Origin of the sequence: Paraliobacillus quinghaiensis, from assembly GCF_003426025.1 — a bacterium.
Taxonomy (GTDB): Bacteria; Bacillota; Bacilli; order Bacillales; family Amphibacillaceae; genus Paraliobacillus_A; species Paraliobacillus_A quinghaiensis.
In genome coordinates this window covers 40711-58308 of the sequence record NZ_QJSH01000001.1, presented here as the reverse complement: position 1 = coordinate 58308, position 17598 = coordinate 40711, and the positions used below count along the sequence as shown (strand labels likewise).

At 34.9% G+C, this 17598-nt stretch carries 18 protein-coding genes; all 18 read right to left on the bottom strand.

The annotated features are described in order from the left end of the window. Window positions 1-8: 8 nt before the first annotated feature. The gene (gene fliF / locus D2K40_RS00295; RefSeq protein ID WP_117151793.1) at window positions 9-1613 is read right to left on the bottom strand and encodes a flagellar basal-body MS-ring/collar protein FliF; all 1605 of its coding nucleotides are present in this window, start codon (window positions 1611-1613) and stop codon (window positions 9-11) included. A gap of 47 nt (window positions 1614-1660) precedes the next feature. Continuing rightward, window positions 1661-1954, bottom strand: a complete 294-nt coding sequence (gene fliE / locus D2K40_RS00290) for a flagellar hook-basal body complex protein FliE (RefSeq protein WP_476704036.1) — start codon at window positions 1952-1954, stop codon at window positions 1661-1663. 35 nt (window positions 1955-1989) lie between these two features. Continuing rightward, window positions 1990-2448: a flagellar basal body rod protein FlgC gene (gene flgC / locus D2K40_RS00285; RefSeq protein ID WP_117151789.1), complete on the bottom strand. Its 459-nt coding sequence runs from the start codon at window positions 2446-2448 to the stop codon at window positions 1990-1992. Further along, window positions 2448-2840 carry a flagellar basal body rod protein FlgB gene (flgB, locus tag D2K40_RS00280; protein ID WP_117151787.1) on the bottom strand — a complete coding sequence of 131 codons (393 nt, stop codon included), beginning with the start codon at window positions 2838-2840 and terminating at the stop codon, window positions 2448-2450. The genes flgC and flgB overlap by 1 nt, the downstream gene beginning before the upstream one ends. Window positions 2841-3313: 473 nt before the next feature. Next, window positions 3314-4093, bottom strand: a complete 780-nt coding sequence (codY, locus tag D2K40_RS00275; RefSeq protein ID WP_117151785.1) for a GTP-sensing pleiotropic transcriptional regulator CodY — start codon at window positions 4091-4093, stop codon at window positions 3314-3316. A gap of 88 nt (window positions 4094-4181) precedes the next feature. Next, complete coding sequence (gene hslU, locus D2K40_RS00270) at window positions 4182-5582, bottom strand: HslU--HslV peptidase ATPase subunit (protein ID WP_117151783.1); 1401 nt, start codon at window positions 5580-5582, stop codon at window positions 4182-4184. Window positions 5583-5599: 17 nt separating this feature from the next. Continuing rightward, window positions 5600-6145 (bottom strand): ATP-dependent protease subunit HslV, encoded by a 546-nt coding sequence (hslV, locus tag D2K40_RS00265; RefSeq protein WP_117151781.1) that lies wholly within the window; start codon window positions 6143-6145, stop codon window positions 5600-5602. A gap of 15 nt (window positions 6146-6160) precedes the next feature. Continuing rightward, window positions 6161-7078, bottom strand: coding sequence for a tyrosine recombinase XerC (xerC, locus tag D2K40_RS00260; protein ID WP_117151779.1), 918 nt, complete (start codon window positions 7076-7078; stop codon window positions 6161-6163). 315 nt (window positions 7079-7393) lie between these two features. Next, window positions 7394-9472 carry a type I DNA topoisomerase gene (gene topA, locus D2K40_RS00255; RefSeq protein ID WP_117151777.1) on the bottom strand — a complete coding sequence of 693 codons (2079 nt, stop codon included), beginning with the start codon at window positions 9470-9472 and terminating at the stop codon, window positions 7394-7396. A 144-nt stretch (window positions 9473-9616) separates the two neighbouring features. After that, window positions 9617-10552, bottom strand: a complete 936-nt coding sequence (gene dprA, locus D2K40_RS00250) for a DNA-processing protein DprA (RefSeq protein WP_117151775.1) — start codon at window positions 10550-10552, stop codon at window positions 9617-9619. A 164-nt stretch (window positions 10553-10716) separates the two neighbouring features. Beyond that, window positions 10717-10992, bottom strand: a complete 276-nt coding sequence (locus D2K40_RS00245) for an EscU/YscU/HrcU family type III secretion system export apparatus switch protein (RefSeq protein ID WP_117151773.1) — start codon at window positions 10990-10992, stop codon at window positions 10717-10719. Then, window positions 10989-12764, bottom strand: coding sequence for a hypothetical protein (locus tag D2K40_RS00240; RefSeq protein ID WP_117151771.1), 1776 nt, complete (start codon window positions 12762-12764; stop codon window positions 10989-10991). The genes D2K40_RS00245 and D2K40_RS00240 overlap by 4 nt, the downstream gene beginning before the upstream one ends. A 12-nt stretch (window positions 12765-12776) precedes the next feature. Then, window positions 12777-13544 (bottom strand): ribonuclease HII, encoded by a 768-nt coding sequence (locus D2K40_RS00235; RefSeq protein ID WP_117151769.1) that lies wholly within the window; start codon window positions 13542-13544, stop codon window positions 12777-12779. 685 nt (window positions 13545-14229) lie between these two features. Beyond that, complete coding sequence (gene ylqF / locus D2K40_RS00230; protein ID WP_117151766.1) at window positions 14230-15081, bottom strand: ribosome biogenesis GTPase YlqF; 852 nt, start codon at window positions 15079-15081, stop codon at window positions 14230-14232. Window positions 15082-15092: 11 nt separating this feature from the next. Then, a complete protein-coding gene (gene lepB, locus D2K40_RS00225; RefSeq protein WP_117151764.1) occupies window positions 15093-15659 on the bottom strand; it encodes a signal peptidase I in 567 nt (188 codons plus the stop codon). A gap of 160 nt (window positions 15660-15819) precedes the next feature. Continuing rightward, window positions 15820-16164: a 50S ribosomal protein L19 gene (gene rplS, locus D2K40_RS00220; RefSeq protein ID WP_117151762.1), complete on the bottom strand. Its 345-nt coding sequence runs from the start codon at window positions 16162-16164 to the stop codon at window positions 15820-15822. Window positions 16165-16332: 168 nt separating this feature from the next. Then, window positions 16333-17067: a tRNA (guanosine(37)-N1)-methyltransferase TrmD gene (trmD, locus tag D2K40_RS00215; RefSeq protein WP_117151760.1), complete on the bottom strand. Its 735-nt coding sequence runs from the start codon at window positions 17065-17067 to the stop codon at window positions 16333-16335. Continuing rightward, entirely contained in the window at window positions 17067-17585 is a 519-nt protein-coding gene (gene rimM / locus D2K40_RS00210; RefSeq protein WP_117151758.1) for a ribosome maturation factor RimM, read from the bottom strand. Before rimM ends, trmD begins: the two co-directional genes overlap by 1 nt. Between the last annotated feature and the right edge of the window lie 13 nt (window positions 17586-17598).

The window sequence follows — 17598 nt, the reverse complement described above, 5'->3', positions numbered from 1 at the left end:
GTTTCCCCCTAATCATCTGCAATCCAACTTCGTAATAATTTTGCGAACTCTTCAGGTTTATCATTTGCCATTTTCTCTAGCTGTTTTCTTCTAATTGATGATTCACTATCTACAACACCTTCAATATCAGGAACTTCAAAACTTTCCTGTTCTACTGGTGCACTTTCACTATAAGCAACTTCTTCAGATACATTTTTCTTTCTTGCCAGTGTAATGATCAATCCAATAACAAGTAGTAGTAAAACGCTACCAGTGATGTAGACCCAAGTTGGAATTCCAGGTACCGTCGTTGGTACTCCAGCTGTTGGTTTATGATTGAATTCTTGAAATACAATCGACGTTTTGTCACCTGGATTTATCTCTCCATAGGTTCCATCAATTGTAGTTGTAATAATTGAATTTAAAATTGACGCAATACTTGCCTCTACATCAGCTTGTTCTTGCGCTGTTAACAGTTCAGGCTCCCCATTTGCATCGACAGTTTCTTTCGTATTATCTATAGCAATTTGTATACCAAGATCCCTGACTTTATAAGGACTTTCTACTATTTCACGCTGAATTCGACTAAATTCGTAATTGATTGACTCCTGAACCATTTCGTAATCACCGCTAGCGTCTTCACCTGCAGGGTAATTAGCTATATCTTCTTCTCCCCCACCAGGAACAGCAGACGGTGCACCATCACCTGTATATGTTTCTGTTATCTTCTCTACACTAACAGGTAACCCTTCTGATTCTTCTTCATCTACTGGTTCAACAAGTTCCTCAATTCGGTTCTCTTGGGTAAAATCTATATCAGCTGTTACAGATGCAACTACTTTATTTGCTCCAATCATTGTACCTAACATTTGTTGAACTCGGCGCTGAATATCTCGCTCTATATCTTCTTTAACATTCTGTTGTGTTGTATAAATATCTCCGCTCGCAACATTTTTTTGATTATTTTGATCATAATAGTTAAAGTTTCCATCCATAATGACGATATTATCATTAGAGAGATTTGGAACTGTTTTTGATACTAAATGATAAAGTGCATCAATTTGACTTGGTTCAAATTGATACCCTGGTGTTGTTTCTAATACAATTGATGCAGATGCTTCTTGTTGCTGATCACTAACGAAAACTTGTTCCTTAGGTAAGTTAATCATCACGTTAGCAAATTCGATTCCTGAAATTCCTGTGATTAGATTAGCTAGTTCAGTTTGCATTGCATCTAATTTCATTACATCAAATTCGTTATCTGTCATACCCCACGAACTATTTTCACTAAAAAAGGAATAGTCAATACTTCCATTATTGGGTATGCCCTGTGCAGCTAGATCGACAAGTAACGTATTTACTTGCTCACTAGGTACGTGAATTGCTGTCCCTCCACCTTGGACCTCATAGTTTACGCCTCTAGCATCTAGTTCTGCTTTTATCTGCCCAACCTCTTGGATAGATAAGCTATTGTACAAAGGAACCATTGATGATCTTGTTGCTAGTACACTACCACCAATAACGATAACTAGAAACAAAAGCACTAAAAAAAGTGATGTTCCCTTTTGTTTAGCAGATTTACTTTGCCAATACTCTATTATTTTGTCTTTATATGTAACTAAACTCTGTTTCATTTTTTGCCTCCATGCAACAAGTCAATCGATTTAATTATTAGTGTAGCCTATATTTGCATACGCATAATTTCATTATAGGCATCAATTGCTTTACGCTGCACTTCTACAGCTGTATTTAACGTAACGCTCGCTTTTTGAGCGGTAATCATCACATCATGTAAATCGTCTATTTCTCCGTTAACTAACGCTTCAGTCTTTAGATCAGATTGTATTTGAGAGGCATTCAATTGCTCAATTGCATTTTTAAGTTGACCAGCAAATTGGCCTTGCGCTTCTCCTACAGATAACTTTGAACCTACTGATCCTTGATTTTGCAAGGTAGGTGTTTGTAAAGCTTGTATATTTATCGCCACTTCATATCCCTCCCTTTAGGGGTTTACTTTCCTATTTCTAATGCTTTCATTAACATACTCTTGGTAGCATTTATCGCTGTAACATTTGCTTCATATGAGCGTGTTGCACTCATTAAATCAACCATTTCCTGTAATGGATCAACATTTGGCATTCGTACGTAACCATCATCTCTTGCATCAGGATGATTCGGGTTATATACAAGCGTAAATGGTTCATCGTCTTCTGTAATCTCAGCTACACGTACACCAGATCCAACATTTTGATTTGTTGTAGTTGCTCGTTGTAAATGGGAGGCAAAACTTCTTTCGCCTTTTGACTCAAACGTAACCATTTTTCTTCTATATGGCTCATATTCGCCATCTTCGTTAATGGTTGCTCTTGTCGTTTCAGCATTCGCAATATTAGAAGAGACTGTATCCATTCGTAAACGCTGTGCAGTTAAGGCGCTTGCACTTGTATTTAATGCGTTAAAAATACTCATTATGAACCTCCTCTAATGACTGATTGTAAACTATTAAACTTACCACTAATTCGATCAACTAATGCTTGATAGTATATTTGATTGTTTGCCAGTTCAGTCATTTCTTTATCAATGTCGACATTATTCCCGTTATGATTATATTGTGTACTGTTATTTGACACAATCTTGAATGAACTATTGTTGCCACTAAAATTAAGATGATCTTTATGCGTTATTTTTGCTTGAAAATCATTTTGCATTTTGTTATTAAGTACATCTTTAAAAACAACGTCTTTTGCTTTGTAATTTGCAGTATCTACATTTGCAATGTTATTTGCAATTGTTTGGTTTTTTAATGTCGAATACTTAAGTCCATTTTGTAAACTTGTAATCGAACCTCCAAAAAGCGACATCTATTGTACACCTCCTGAATAATTTTAAGCGTCAGAAAAAGTCCCTTTATAACGAATATTGTAATTTAAAACAACTAAAGTGTCTATGCTAATTCTGTACATTCTTTGTTTAAACCCTCATAATAGTGTAATTTTGAGGCTAATGGACTAGGTTAATGGATAATTTTTAAACGCAATTGTATTTTGTCGAATTATAAAATATATTCACATTTATTATCACACAAATCAGGCACAATAGAAACTAGCAATTCTTTTTTTAAAGAAAGTATGTGATAAATATGTGTAATTTTTCTTAAAAACACGAAAATTAAATTTTAAATATAAATTTTTTAGTTTAATTGAAATAAAACTAGGTAATTTTACGTGTTTTTTTGAAAATTATCATGCTTGCCTATTAAGTTATTTAATTCCTTGGTTTTATTCTTATTTTCTACAAAAAAAGTGTTCTGCTATAAGCAGAACACTTTTTTTACTTATTTTGATTTAATTTTTTGTAACTCAACTAGGAACTTGTTATTGAGAACTTTGATATATGTTCCCTTCATTCCTAACGATCTAGATTCAATTACCCCTGCACTTTCTAATTTACGTAATGCATTAACAATTACAGATCTCGTAATTCCAACTCGATCAGCTATTTTACTTGCTACTAATAGCCCTTCATTACCATCAAGTTCCTCAAAAATATGTTCAATAGCTTCTAACTCACTATAAGACAAGGAGCTAATCGCCATTTGTACTACGGCTTTACTACGTGCTTCTGTTTCAATTTCTTCTGTTTTCTCATGCAGAATCTCCATACCAACAACTGTTGCACCATACTCAGCTAATAACAAATCATCATCCCTAAAATTGTCAGTAAGACGACTTAATATTAACGTCCCTAACCTTTCACCACCACCGATGATAGGTACGATCGTTGTTAAACCATTTTTAAACAACTCATGGTTTTCGACCGGGAAAGCAGTATATTTACTGTTAATATCAATATTTGAAGTGGTTTCATTAATATGAAATAAACTATCTGTATACTCTTCTGGAAACTGTCGTTGTTCTAACATAGATTTCATTCTTGGATTTTCTATTTGTTGATTAATAGCAAATCCTAATAACTTACCTCTCCTACTCACAACAAATATATTTGCTGTAATGATATCCCGTAATGTTGCAGCCATTTCATTAAAATTCACTGATTTACCTGTTGTTTTTTGCAAAATAGAATTTATTTTTCTTGCTCTATCTAATAGTTCCATTATGCTCCTCCGTTCCATTATGTGTAATAGTAATAGTCTCTCTAGTGTTGATTATCAAAAAGTGATGGTATCAAAACCAAACTTTCGATTATAAAATATATTGACTTAAATCTTTATTCCCTGCAATTGAACTTAGCTTTTCATTGACATACCCAGCTGTAATTTCAATTGTTGGCATCATTACATCAGATGCTTCATAGGACAAGTCTTCTAATAACTTTTCTAAAATTGTATGCAATCTTCTTGCACCAATGTTATCGGTTTCTTGATTTACTTCATAAGCCACTTCAGCTAGGCGTGTTATCGCTTCATCTGTAAACACAACCTCAATACCTTCTGTCTTTAATAATGCCTGATATTGTTTCAAAAGAGCGTTTGAAGGTTCGACTAAAATTTTCTTGAAGTCATCTACAGACAGTTTCTCCAATTCAACCCGTATCGGGAAACGACCTTGTAACTCAGGGATCAAATCAGATGGTTTTGCCATATGAAATGCTCCTGCTGCAATAAACAAGATATGATCTGTCTTTACAGCGCCATACTTTGTCACAATTGTTGATCCTTCTATAATTGGTAGAATATCTCTTTGAACACCTTCACGGGATACATTTGCTTGCTGGTCACTCTTTCCAGCAACTTTGTCAATTTCATCAATAAAGATCATTCCGGATTGTTCTACTTTATTTAATGCAATTTGTATTACCTCATCCATATCAACTAATTTGTCTGCTTCTTGCTGTGTTAGAACTTTACGCGCTTCACTAACAGGTAATTTTCTTTTTTTCTTTTTCTTAGGCATTAGTTGACTGAATGCATCTTGCATATTCATACCCATTTGTTGTTCCATTCCCGAACCTTGTAACATGTCAAACATCGAAGAACTATTTTCTTCTACCTCAATTGTAACAATTGTATCTTCTAGTTCACCTAGGGCAAGTTGATGTGCAATTCTATTACGTTTTGTTTCAATTTCTTGTTCTTTTTCTGCAGTTTCATCTGTTTCTTCATCACTTGATTGTTGTCCTGCGAATAACATTTCAAATGGATTTTTAGTATGTTGTTTCTTTTTAGCTACAGGAACTATTAATTTAACTAAACGTTGATTTGCTAATTCCTTTGCTTTATCTTGCACATCTTTCATTTTTTCTTCTTTAACCATACGAATTGCCATTTCAACAAGATCACGGACCATCGATTCAACATCACGACCAACATAGCCAACTTCTGTAAATTTAGTTGCTTCTACTTTTACAAATGGTGCTCCTACTAATTTGGCTAGTCGTCTTGCGATTTCTGTTTTACCTACACCTGTAGGACCAATCATTAAAATGTTTTTGGGAACAATTTCATCACGCATTTTTTCATCTAACTGCATTCTTCGATAGCGATTACGTAACGCAATTGCAACAGATTTTTTTGCTTTATGTTGCCCAATAATATATTTATCTAGTTCTGACACAATTTGTTTCGGGGACATATCCATTCCCATTATTTTGCCTCCCTATCTTACTCAATTACTTCTAGCGTTATTTGATCATTTGTGTAAACACAAATATCACCAGCTATTTCCAAAGCTGCTTGTGCAATTTCTTTAGCAGACTTATCAGCACTATGGTATTTTAACGCTCTTCCAGCTGCTAGTGCGTAATTCCCACCTGAACCGATTGCTAAAACGCCGTCATCTGGCTCGATAACTTCACCTGTGCCAGATACTAAAAGCAATGTATCTTTATTCATAACAATTAACATTGCCTCTAACTTGCGCAAAACTTTATCACTACGCCATTCTTTTGCTAACTCAACAGACGATCGTTGAAGATTACCATTAAAAGCTTCAAGCTTAGCTTCGAATTTTTCAAAAAGGGTAAACGCATCCGCAACAGACCCAGCAAAACCTGCTAACACTTGACCTTTAAATAACTTACGAACTTTTCGTGCCTTTTGTTTCATAACAACAGCATTTCCCATCGTGACTTGACCATCACCGCTCATCGCACACTCTCCATTATGCTGAATAGCAAAAATGGTTGTTGCGTGAAATTCTGGGTTCATTCTTTCACCTCATTTTTAGTTATTTCGGTTATTCGCACGTGGATGACTATCCATATATACATGGCGTAGTCGATCCTTCGTTACATGCGTGTAGATTTGTGTTGATGAAAGATGCTCATGTCCTAATAACTCCTGCACACTCCTAAGATCTGCACCTGCATTTAACATGTGTGTTGCAAAGGTATGTCTAAGGGTATGTGGATGAAGGTTAACCGTCAGTGCTGCATCTTTAACTAAGTTATTTAAGATTAACCTGACCCCTCTTGGTGTGATTGGGTTACCTTTTGCATTTAAAAAAATCACATCTGTAGAGGCTTTCGATTTGTTAACTAGTTGTTGACGTCCATCTTCCATATAATTTCTCAGCGCACGCTCAGCAAATGAACCAAACGGCAAATATCGCTCTTTTCTTCCTTTACCAATTACCAAAATTGTTTGCAAGTTAAAATCAATAGAATCTTCGGTTAGATTGGTACATTCACTGACTCGAATTCCTGTTGCATACATCAGTTCTAAAATAGCTTGATTCCGTTGACCTAAAGGGGTAGTTAAATCATTAATTGTAAACAGCTTTTCTAACTCCTGCTCATACAAAAAATCTGGAATTGTTTTTTCTGCTTTTGGCAAGGCAAGGCGTAAAAAAGGGTTTGTTGTTACCTCTTCCTCACGCTCCAAAAACCGATAGAAACTTCGTAAACTTGATATTTTTCTAGACACACTTCTTCTCGATAGTTTTTGATCATATAATGTCGTTAAATATACACGTACCACTTGGTGGTTAACTTCGTTTAACGAATCAATTGACTCAGACGTTAAGAATTGATAAAAATTCTCAATGTCTTTTGTGTAATAAGTGAACGTGTATGATGATGCGTTTTTTTCGATTTGTAAGTATTCTTGAAATTTTTGTAACAATAACCCATTTTTGTTCATTTTTTCACCTCATCATAGGCGATTAAATAGTAACATATTAATCAAGCGGTTGCAATCAATTTCACAAAATTGCAAAAAAATTCTGAATTGTTCTAAATACCGGACAACTTTTGTTTTTACTGTCAAGTAAATTGTCTTACCGTTGGGAAATTATAGACGTTTATTACTGTGTTGTCAATAAAATTTTTAACTGTTTATACTTTTCTCATAATTTAGCCTCTTTATCATTCATATCCCTTTTTTACAAGAAATATCCTTTTTTTATACAAAAAAAGCAATCTGATCACGATAATACGGATCAGATTGCTTTTTAAATTACTCTTGTACTTCTTCTTTATAGTCACATGATGAACATTGTATTTGTGTGCCTTTTTTAGATTTTTTCTCAACTAACAAGCTCTCACACTTTGGACATGGTCTTGAAATTGGCTTATCCCATGATAAAAAGTCACATTCTGGATAATTGTCACAACCATAAAATGTACGTTTCTTTTTAGATTTTCTTTCCACCACATTACCTGTTTTACATTTTGGACATGTAACACCAATTTCTTTCAAGATTGGTTTTGTGTTACGACAATCCGGAAAATTGGAACAGGCTAGAAACTTACCGTAACGCCCCATTTTATAAACCATCTCATGGCCACACTCTTCACACGTAATACCTGCTGGTTCATCTCGTATTTCAACTTTTTCCATTTCTTGTTCTGCTTTTTCTAAGCGCTTTTCAAAATCTTGGTAAAACTCATCTATTATCTTTACCCAATTTGTTTTCCCTTCTTCTACTGAGTCTAAGTCACCTTCCATTTTTACAGTGAAGTCAACATCAATAATCTCTGGGAAAAATTCTATGATTAGATCCATGACAATACCGCCAAGTTCTGTTGGCACAAATCGTTTATTATCTAATGAAACATACCCTCGTCTTTGGATTGTATCCAATGTTGGTGCATAAGTAGAGGGTCTTCCAATTCCCTGCTCTTCCATCGTTCTAACTAAACGAGCTTCTGTATATCGTGGAGGTGGTTGTGTGAAATGTTGATTTGGATTAATTTCACTTGCCTTTACCTCCATACCTTCCTCTAAATCTGGTAGAAGTTTGTCTTTTTCTTTTTTGTTATCATCATTACTTTCAATGTATACCTTCATAAAACCCTTAAACTTCACCTTGGATCCAGACGCTCTAAATTCTACCCCATTTTGAAGAAGATGCACTGTCATGGTATCCATAATAGCTGGTGCCATTAAACTGGCAATAAAACGATCCCAAATTAATTTATATAAGCGATATTGATCACGAGAAAGTACACTTTTTAATCCACTTGGATCTCGGAAAGCTGAAGTTGGTCGAATGGCTTCATGGGCATCTTGCGCACCTTCTGCATTCTTCTTTTGTTTCTGCTCGCCTAAAAATTCTTCACCATATTTATCCGTAATGTATTTACTTGCATCTTTTTTAGCTGTATCAGAGAGGCGGGTTGAGTCTGTACGCATGTACGTAATCAAACCTGTAATGCCACCTTCTTTTTTACCTAAATCAATTCCTTCATATAATTGCTGTGCAACCATCATCGTTTTACGAGCCCGGAAATTTAACTTACGTGCAGCTTCTTGTTGTAAAGATGATGTGATAAATGGTGCAGAGGGGTTTCGCTTCCTCTCTTTTTTCTTAACTTTGTCTATTATGAAAGTCTTGTCTTTTAATTTCGTTAAAATCTTATCTACATCGTCTTTACTTGGTAATTTTGTTTTCTTACCATCAACTCCATAGAATGCACCTTCAAAATTTGCTGCATCTTTTTCAAACAGTCCATCAATTGACCAATATTCTTCTGGTTGAAACTTTTCAATTTCACGCTCACGATCAATAATCATTTTTAAAGCAACGGATTGAACACGACCAGCACTAAGTCCTTTTTTAACTTTTTTCCATAATAACGGACTAATATTGTATCCAACTAATCGATCAAGAATACGACGTGCTTGTTGCGCATCAACTAAATCCATATTAATACTTCTAGGATGTTTAAATGACTCTTTTATCGCATCTTTGGTTATTTCATTAAAAACAACACGACACTCTGAATTTTCATCTATATTTAAACTATGCGCCAAGTGCCAAGCAATTGCTTCCCCTTCTCTATCGGGGTCGGCTGCTAAAAAGACCTTTTTGGCTTTTTTGGCGGCTGATTTTAATTCTTTTAAAACTGGTCCTTTACCACGGATTGTAATGTACCTAGGGTTATAGTTATCTTTTACATCTACAGCCATTTGACTTTTTGGCAAATCACGCACATGTCCCATTGATGCTTTCACTTTATATTTTTTCCCTAAATATCTTTCTATTGTTTTTGCTTTTGCCGGTGACTCTACAATTACAAGATAATCTGCCATTTCTTTTCCTCCCACGAGGTTTTCATCTCTTTTTCTATTTGTTTTAGTTATTTTTGAATCTGTATAGTAATTTAATTCTTCTTATTGTGAAATCTTCACCATTATTAAATACTTTTCATTGATTTGTCAAACACTAAAATAAAATTAAAGGTTAAATTGATGTATTTTCTGTTTGATTTCAGACAAAGTTCGACACCATTTCCCTTCAATTTGTTCCCATTCATCTACTAAATCATAGGTATTTCGAACTAATTTAGCGCCATCTTGAATCATTTTGTGACAACCATCTACCTGTTCAAACCAAGGTGTACCAGGTACAGCATAAACTTCCCTACCTTGTTCTAGTGCTTGATCAACAGTAATTAACGATCCACTTTTTATTTTTGCTTCTATTACAATTGTTCCAAATCCTAGTCCACTAATAATTCGATTTCTTTCTGGAAAATAATATCTTTGAGGTAAAAAATCTGGGGGATACTCTGATACTACTAAATGTTCTTGAACCAATTGCTTAAATAAGTCTTGATGTTTTTTTGGATAAATGTGCTTAAGACCACCACCTAAAACAGCAATTGTTTTCCCTTTGTAATGACATGCTATTTTATGAGCATAACCATCTATGCCGACAGCCATCCCACTGGCAAATAACCAATTTTGTTGTGCCAAAGGAGATAATATATAATGCATTTTTCTTTTCGCTTCTGATGATGGATTTCTAGTTCCTACTACACTTAAAATTGGATTATGATTAAGAAATTCTCTATTTCCTAAGCCGTATAAGACAATTGGTGGATCAGGAATCAACCTTAATGATAACGGATAGTCTTTATCAAAAATTGTCCAGATATGATACGTTTTTAGATACTGATAGATTTGTTCTATTTTACGGTTATTATGTAGGTCTTGATGGAGTTTTGTCGCTCGATCGGATGGGACATGATACCAGAGAGAAATTTCATTAGGTGTTAGTTCATACAAATGGGTTAAAGTAGGATCTTGTTTCAGTAACTTGTGAATAAGTGGTCGAGTTGTGGCTGTGGAACTGTGCAAGTGGATTAAACGCAACTTCTGCGTATTCAATAACTATCACTCCTATAGATATATTTTGTTCTAAAAAACACTTAATAGACTCATTGTATTAAAATGCCAATCCCTTGTCTATAGTGTTCTGTTTTTTTAGTTATGGACATAAAAAACCAGTACCAGCAATCTTATTTGCCATCAACTAGTACTGGGTTGGCCCTTTAAGAATCAAACGTTTTATCAACTTGATAAATATAAGCAAATACTTCCGCTACTGCTTGATAAAGATCTTCTGGAATTTTTTCATTAATATTTAATTCAGATAATAATTCAATCATATTTGGATCTTCTTGAATTGGCACATTCGATTGTTTTGCCTTTTCTAAGATTTTCTCAGCAACATGGCCTTTTCCAGTAGCTGAAACTTTAGGCGCAAAATCTTGGTTTACATCGTAACGAAGTGCGACTGCTTTCTTTGGTTTAAAAGATTCACTCATATCCGAATATCTACTCCTTGTTGCAAATTATCATGCGCTTGTTTCTTTTTAGGCATATATTCATCAACACTTGTACTTAATTGCTTATATTGTACACCAGATAGGTTATAATCACCTTTTTCTAAGCCTTGTTCCAATACAGGTCTTATTTGCTCTAGCAAAGGTATTATTTCCTGATGCTCGTTATAAATAGTTATATTAATCACCCGTTTTTGTATCGACATATCAATCATTGTATCGCCCATATTTTTTAATTCTAAATAGAATACAACACGGCAATAATCAGGATTAACTTGACCGCTTTTTTCTTTTTTACTTTCGAAGTCTATCTGTATATTCTCTTTAGCACCAAATAACCCCGGGACTTGAATACTAGCCTGAATAAAAGCTTCCGTCTCTTGTACACTCGATAGTTGTAATCCATTTAATGTGCTTAAGAGAGATTCCATTTCCTTTTGTCCCGTTTGTCCTGATTGAATTGCTTGTAAAACTAATTGTTTTAAAGAAAACTGCTGGCTTATATTCTTATCAGCATGTAAAATTCGATTTTCATAATCAATTCCTGAAAACGATAGGAACTGTTTTACATGTAAGAGGAACTGCTCCTTAGGTGACAACACACTGCTACCTTTAGTAAATGTTGCAAGAATATCAATTAATTTATTTTCTGTATTTTTAGGAATTTGTTGATCAACTAGTTCCTTAAAATGGACAAGCATTGACTCTAATTTATTAGATGCAGGCTGCTGTTGCCAAGCTTGAAATTGGGCTTTAGCTTGATTCGGTAAGGCTTCCGCTATTTTGGGAGCAACATGAGGCTCTTCAAGAAATGCTTGCAATGCTTTTAATTGTTGATCAATCTTCGTAGTATCAGATACTGAAGAAAGAGATTGCATTATTTTACTAAATTGATATGTTTGTTGATTTGTAAATGGTAATTGACGTTGAAAGAGTGTTTGTAATTTTGCTAAAGTAGTTGCTTCACTAGAATTTCCTAATTGATCTAAAATATTATTTGTAGCAGTGGAACTGGTATCTTTTGAAACAATTCCACTCGTTTTTAACAAATCTATCAATACTTGATCACCATTTTTAACTTCATTAGATATAAAATGATGTATATTACCTTGTGGAGTAGAATCTGAAAGTAATGAGTGAATTCTTGCCAATAAGGGGGTTGATGTTTCCCTACTATTCCCCAATTGTGTTAACACAGTCTGCAATTGTTGTAATTGAGCTTCTAATGGCTCTCCATCCACTTGAACTAAAGCATTGTATATTGATGGTGTAATAGGCAATTGATGTCTAATCATAGCTTTTAAAACGGCTTGAGAGGCATTATTACCTTTTCCTTGTTGCATTTGCAGAGCTTTTCTTAATTCATTCGATCGAAATGGTGTTTCTGATTCAATTAATGATTTTATAAATGCAATATTTTCTTTTGTTAATGGCAGCTTTAATTCCTCTAACAAAGCCGTTGCTTGACTTTCTGGTGTTTGTTTTGATGGTTTGTCTGCTAGCACTTTTAGATGCAATAACTGGTTCACCGATTGCACTTGAAACCAATAGTTACTATGTACATTTAATGAGGCTTGTAACTGTGCTGTAAATTGTTGATTCCCTAACTGTACAGATGCTTTTTGATTCGGAAAAATTTCTAATACTTTCCCAGTTAAAATTTGTCCAGGTTTCAGAATGACTTGATTTCCTGCTAGTTTAGATGACGATGTCGTATTCAGTAATGATGACATGCCCATTGATGGAGTAGACATGATGAAGCCTCCTCACTCAGCTTTAATAGGTGCAAAAGATTGGCGATGAATCGGTGTGATCCCATGCGTTTGAATCGCATGTAGATGTGCCTTTGTTCCATACCCTTGATTTTTATCAAATTGATAATGTGGATATTCTTGATGAAAATGCTGCATCATTCCATCTCTTGTAACTTTGGCTAAAATACTAGCTGCGGCAATAGAGACACTTTTTTGATCCCCTTTAATAATAGCATCACTTGTACAAAATGAATGATCAAGTGGAACGGCATCAACTAATAAATGATCTGGTTCAGACGCGAGTCCATTAATTGCTACTTGCATTGCTTTGATTGAAGCTTGATAAATATTAATTCGATCGATTTCTACGTTATCAATAACTCCAATTGCATAGGCGATTGCTTGCTCTTTTATTTGATGATAGAAAGCTTCTCTACTTGATTTAGACATTTTTTTAGAATCGTTAATACCTGGTAGATATATATCTTCTGGTAAAATTACAGCTGCAGCCACAACGGGACCAGCCAAAGGCCCTCTGCCTACTTCGTCTACCCCGGCAATTCGCTTCTTACCTTTTTGATAGTTTGTCCGCTCAAAGACCATCATCTGGTCAAATTGTTTGATTAATTCTTCTTGTTTAGCAATGTTTCGAAAATACTGTTCAATCGCGTTTTGAACACCTTTTCTATCATCTTTTTTTAAGGTGTCAATTTGTTCTGCTGAAGCAGCACCTTCTGCTAACATTGCTTTTATCTCCGCTACTGATTGTTTATTCCCCATCACAATCTTCCTCTCACTTATATATCTAATATCGGCATTTAAATCAAAAATTAAGGTTATATCTAAAAAAATGTTGCTTATGACTGAATTTGTATAGACTATGCATTAACTTACCCGCTCCAGAAGCAGGTGGTTTGGTGGGGCGAGTAATCGCAGCCCCAAAGGCTTTCCCTTTCCACGGGCAGGGCTTTTTGATGGGACGAGTAATCGCAGTCCCACGGCCTCAACTAATTTTTAGAAGAAAGCACACTTCTAAAAATGGATTTTCGGCCCGCGCTGTTCCCGTAGGAGTGTCAAGCCTTTGCTTCCTGCGCTAGTTAAGAGGGTCTAATCATAATTAATAGGCTTTCCTGCCACCTCAAATGGTCTGTAATGCATTATCAACAACTTTTTAAACTATTTAGCGGATCAAATGAAATTGGCGACACTCCTGCAGGAACAGCGCGAGCTGAAGATCCACTCGGAGGCGCTTTTTGCCTCCGAGTTAGCTGAAGCCGTGCCTGCGGAAAGGGAGTCAATTTCATTTGAGGAGCGGTAACGTAAATTACATACTATTGATTATTTTATATCAAGTCCGAATATTAAAAGTCGACTCTATTTGAAAATAACCAAAATTAAAGACATTCTTAAATATGGAATGTCTTTAATTTTCTTATTATATGATGTCAACTTAACGGATTTAAAATTATTCAGGACTCTCTAGTGTAACCCTTCCTATCTTTCCATTACGTAAATCATGCAGGATAAGATCTGCTGTCTTTTCCATATTAATATGACCGCCACTTTCCAAACAACCTCTAAGTTTGCCTATATGTTCAAATAATTGATCCATATCAGTAACATCGATCTGACCTGATAATTGGTAGCGTTTTTCAATTAGAGACTCGTAGTTTTCGTTTAAATATTTTAAAACAAAAGCTGCTACATCCTCTATAGGTAATAGTTGATCTTTAATCGTACCAATTGCAGCTAGGCGATAGCCTACCAGTTGATCTTCAAATTTCGGCCAAAGTATACCAGGAGTATCCAATAATTCAAAGTCTTTCTTCACTTTAATCCATTGTTGGCTAGTTGTGATCCCTGGGCGATCTCCTGTTTTTGCGATTTTACGATTAGCTAAGCGATTAATTAATGTTGATTTCCCAACATTCGGTATTCCAATGATCATAGCACGTGCTGCTCTTGGCCTGACACCTTTACGCTTTAAACGAGCCATCTTTTCTTCACCCATTTTTTTAGCCATATCAATTACTTGTTGAATATCTTGTTTATTTTGAACATCTACCGCTATAGACGGTATTTGATTTGTTTCATTATGATTAATCCATTTATTTGTAACACTTGGATCTGCCAAATCTTTTTTCATTAAAACACGCATTTTAGGCTTCTGTTGTAAAACATTATGAAGCATTGGGTTTTGGGATGAGAATGGCGCTCTAGCATCAACCAATTCAATCACAAAATCTACAAGCTTTAATTTTTCTTGTACTTCTCGTTTAGCTTTTGCCATGTGGCCTGGGAACCATTGAATGTTCATTAAAAAACCTCCTATTCATTTGCGAAGCCAAATCGATTAATTGGCCAATAGATAAGTACTGCATTTCCTACTATTTGATCATATGAAATTAACCCTAATGAACTGCTACGACTGTCTGTTGAGTTACTACGATTATCCCCTAAGACAAACACATGACCCTCAGGAATTACTTCAGGCAAGTATTGGCTATCTTCCATAGAGAAATTCATTGTATACACTTGTCCACTTGCTTGTTGTGATTTTTCAGTGGCTAGGAAAGATTCTTCTACAGGTTCCCCGTCTATATAAAGTGTATCTGCTCTCATTTCGACTGTTTCACCTGGTAATCCTATTACGCGTTTAATATAATCCCTTTTTTCTGTTGCATGAAAGACAACAATATCAAAACGCTCTGGTTCATTTAGTTTGTAATTTATTTTATTCACTATCATATGATCCCCATTTTGAAGGTTGGGTTGCATAGATGGCCCTTCAACTATTATGGGCGAAAATAAAAAAGTTCGTACGATAAAAGCTAACAAAATTGCAATTAATAGTGCTTTTAACCAATCAAACCATTCGCTTTTCTTCTTAGCCATTACGCTTTTACCCCCAATATTATTCTGATTACCGTTGTTGCTATGTATAAACCATTATATAAAAAATAAGCCTTATAAATACATGGAAGTTCTTTTAAACATTCTTTTAAGATGAGAAAAAGGAGCTTGACTATGCAAGCTCCTTCTACATTATTACGTATTAGCGAATTTCTTTAATACGTGCTGCTTTACCACGTAATTCACGTAGATAATAAAGTTTCGCACGACGTACTTTACCACGACGGGCAACTTCAATCTTATCAATACGTGGAGAATGTACTGGGAAAGTACGCTCAACACCTACACCATAAGAAATTTTACGAACAGTAAATGTTGCACTAATTCCACCGTTTTGGCGTTTAATAACAACACCTTCAAATACCTGAATACGCTCACGAGTACCTTCGACAACCTTAACGTGAACTTTTACAGTATCACCAGGACGAAAATCAGGATGATCGGTACGAAGCTGTTCTTTAGTTACTTCATTAATTAACTGTTGCATTATGTCACACTCCTTCCAAACCAATGCTCTTAATAAAAACAAGCTAACAGCGGAACATCGTTTATACGACCTAAGTCTTCACTTAAGCACAACAAATAATATACCATAGTTTGTTTTATAGTTCAACAATTACTTGTTTATGTTTCCAAAAAATCTATTAATACGTGTTCAAAAAGTTTTATCAACCTCTATTAGCCATTGTTTTTCTTGCTCTGACAAATCATATTTTTCTAGTAAATCTTTTCTTCTTTCAAGTGTTCGTAGAATAGATTGTTGTCTTCTCCAATTTTCAATTTTTTTATGATGGCCAGATAATAAAATATCTGGTACTTTCAAACCCCGAAAATTAGCTGGACGTGTATAGTGTGGGTGCTCTAACAAACCTGTAGAAAAGGAATCGGCAGTTGCAGATTCGGCGTTACCTAATACACCAGGAAGTAAACGGACTACACTATCAATAACTACCATTGCACCTAATTCTCCGCCAGTTAAAACATAATCTCCAATACTAATTTCATCAGTAACTAATTCCTGTCTAATTCTTTCATCATAACCCTCATAATGGCCACAAATAAATATTAGATGTTCTTCCTCCGCAAATTCCTCTGCTTTTTGTTGGGTATAGGGTTCTCCCTGTGGACACATTAATACAATACGCGGTTTGTTTTTTGTGCTACTCTTAACAGCATCTACAGCATCAAAAATGGGCTGTGGCATTAAAACCATTCCAGCACCACCACCATATGGAGAATCATCAACTTTATTGTGCTTATTTTCTGTGTAATTACGAAAGTCAACAGTGCTATATTGAAAAGCATTCATTTCCTGTGCTTTTTTTAAAATTGATGATTGCATAACACCATTAAACATTTCTGGGAACAATGTTAATATGTCAATTTGCATTAATCAAGCAATCCTTCCATTGGTTCAATAGTAATTTTCTTCTCTATGATATCTACTTCTTTTACAACTTCAGGTATGTAGGGAATCAACAAATCTTTTTCATTTGGACGGTCTACAACCCAAACATCATTTGCACCAGGTGCCAGAATTTCTTTTACAGTACCAAGCTCTGAATCTGTTGTGGTATAAACAACACAACCAATTATTTCATGATAATAGTAGTCACCTTCATCTAAATCACCAAGTTGATCTTGTCTTATTGTTAACATTCCTTCTTTAAACTTTTCAACTGATTCTATTGAATTATATGACTCAAATTGAAGCAAATCAAATTGCTTGTGTTGACGATGACTTGCAATTGTTAGTGGAATTGGTGTCTTCTCATCTTTTCCAATAAAATATAGTTTATTACCTTTTTCAAATCTTTCTTCAAAGTCTGTGATTCGTACAACCTTAACTTCACCTTTAATTCCATGTGTATTTACAATTTTACCGACATTATACAATTTATTTTCCACACTGTTCACCTAC

Excerpts from the sequence above, each read along its gene's own strand:
- fliF (WP_117151793.1), bottom strand. The coding sequence starts at position 1,613 with ATGAAACAGAGTTTAGTTACATATAAAGACAAAATAATAGAGTATTGG.
- flgC (WP_117151789.1), bottom strand. The coding sequence starts at position 2,448 with ATGAGTATTTTTAACGCATTAAATACAAGTGCAAGCGCCTTAACTGCA.
- flgB (WP_117151787.1), bottom strand. The coding sequence starts at position 2,840 with ATGTCGCTTTTTGGAGGTTCGATTACAAGTTTACAAAATGGACTTAAG.
- codY (WP_117151785.1), bottom strand. The coding sequence starts at position 4,093 with ATGGAACTATTAGATAGAGCAAGAAAAATAAATTCTATTTTGCAAAAA.
- hslU (WP_117151783.1), bottom strand. The coding sequence starts at position 5,582 with ATGGGAATGGATATGTCCCCGAAACAAATTGTGTCAGAACTAGATAAA.
- hslV (WP_117151781.1), bottom strand. The coding sequence starts at position 6,145 with ATGAACCCAGAATTTCACGCAACAACCATTTTTGCTATTCAGCATAAT.
- xerC (WP_117151779.1), bottom strand. The coding sequence starts at position 7,078 with ATGAACAAAAATGGGTTATTGTTACAAAAATTTCAAGAATACTTACAA.
- topA (WP_117151777.1), bottom strand. The coding sequence starts at position 9,472 with ATGGCAGATTATCTTGTAATTGTAGAGTCACCGGCAAAAGCAAAAACA.
- D2K40_RS00245 (WP_117151773.1), bottom strand. The coding sequence starts at position 10,992 with ATGAGTGAATCTTTTAAACCAAAGAAAGCAGTCGCACTTCGTTACGAT.
- D2K40_RS00240 (WP_117151771.1), bottom strand. The coding sequence starts at position 12,764 with ATGTCTACTCCATCAATGGGCATGTCATCATTACTGAATACGACATCG.
- D2K40_RS00235 (WP_117151769.1), bottom strand. The coding sequence starts at position 13,544 with ATGGGGAATAAACAATCAGTAGCGGAGATAAAAGCAATGTTAGCAGAA.
- ylqF (WP_117151766.1), bottom strand. The coding sequence starts at position 15,081 with ATGAACATTCAATGGTTCCCAGGCCACATGGCAAAAGCTAAACGAGAA.
- lepB (WP_117151764.1), bottom strand. The coding sequence starts at position 15,659 with ATGGCTAAGAAGAAAAGCGAATGGTTTGATTGGTTAAAAGCACTATTA.
- rplS (WP_117151762.1), bottom strand. The coding sequence starts at position 16,164 with ATGCAACAGTTAATTAATGAAGTAACTAAAGAACAGCTTCGTACCGAT.
- trmD (WP_117151760.1), bottom strand. The coding sequence starts at position 17,067 with ATGCAAATTGACATATTAACATTGTTCCCAGAAATGTTTAATGGTGTT.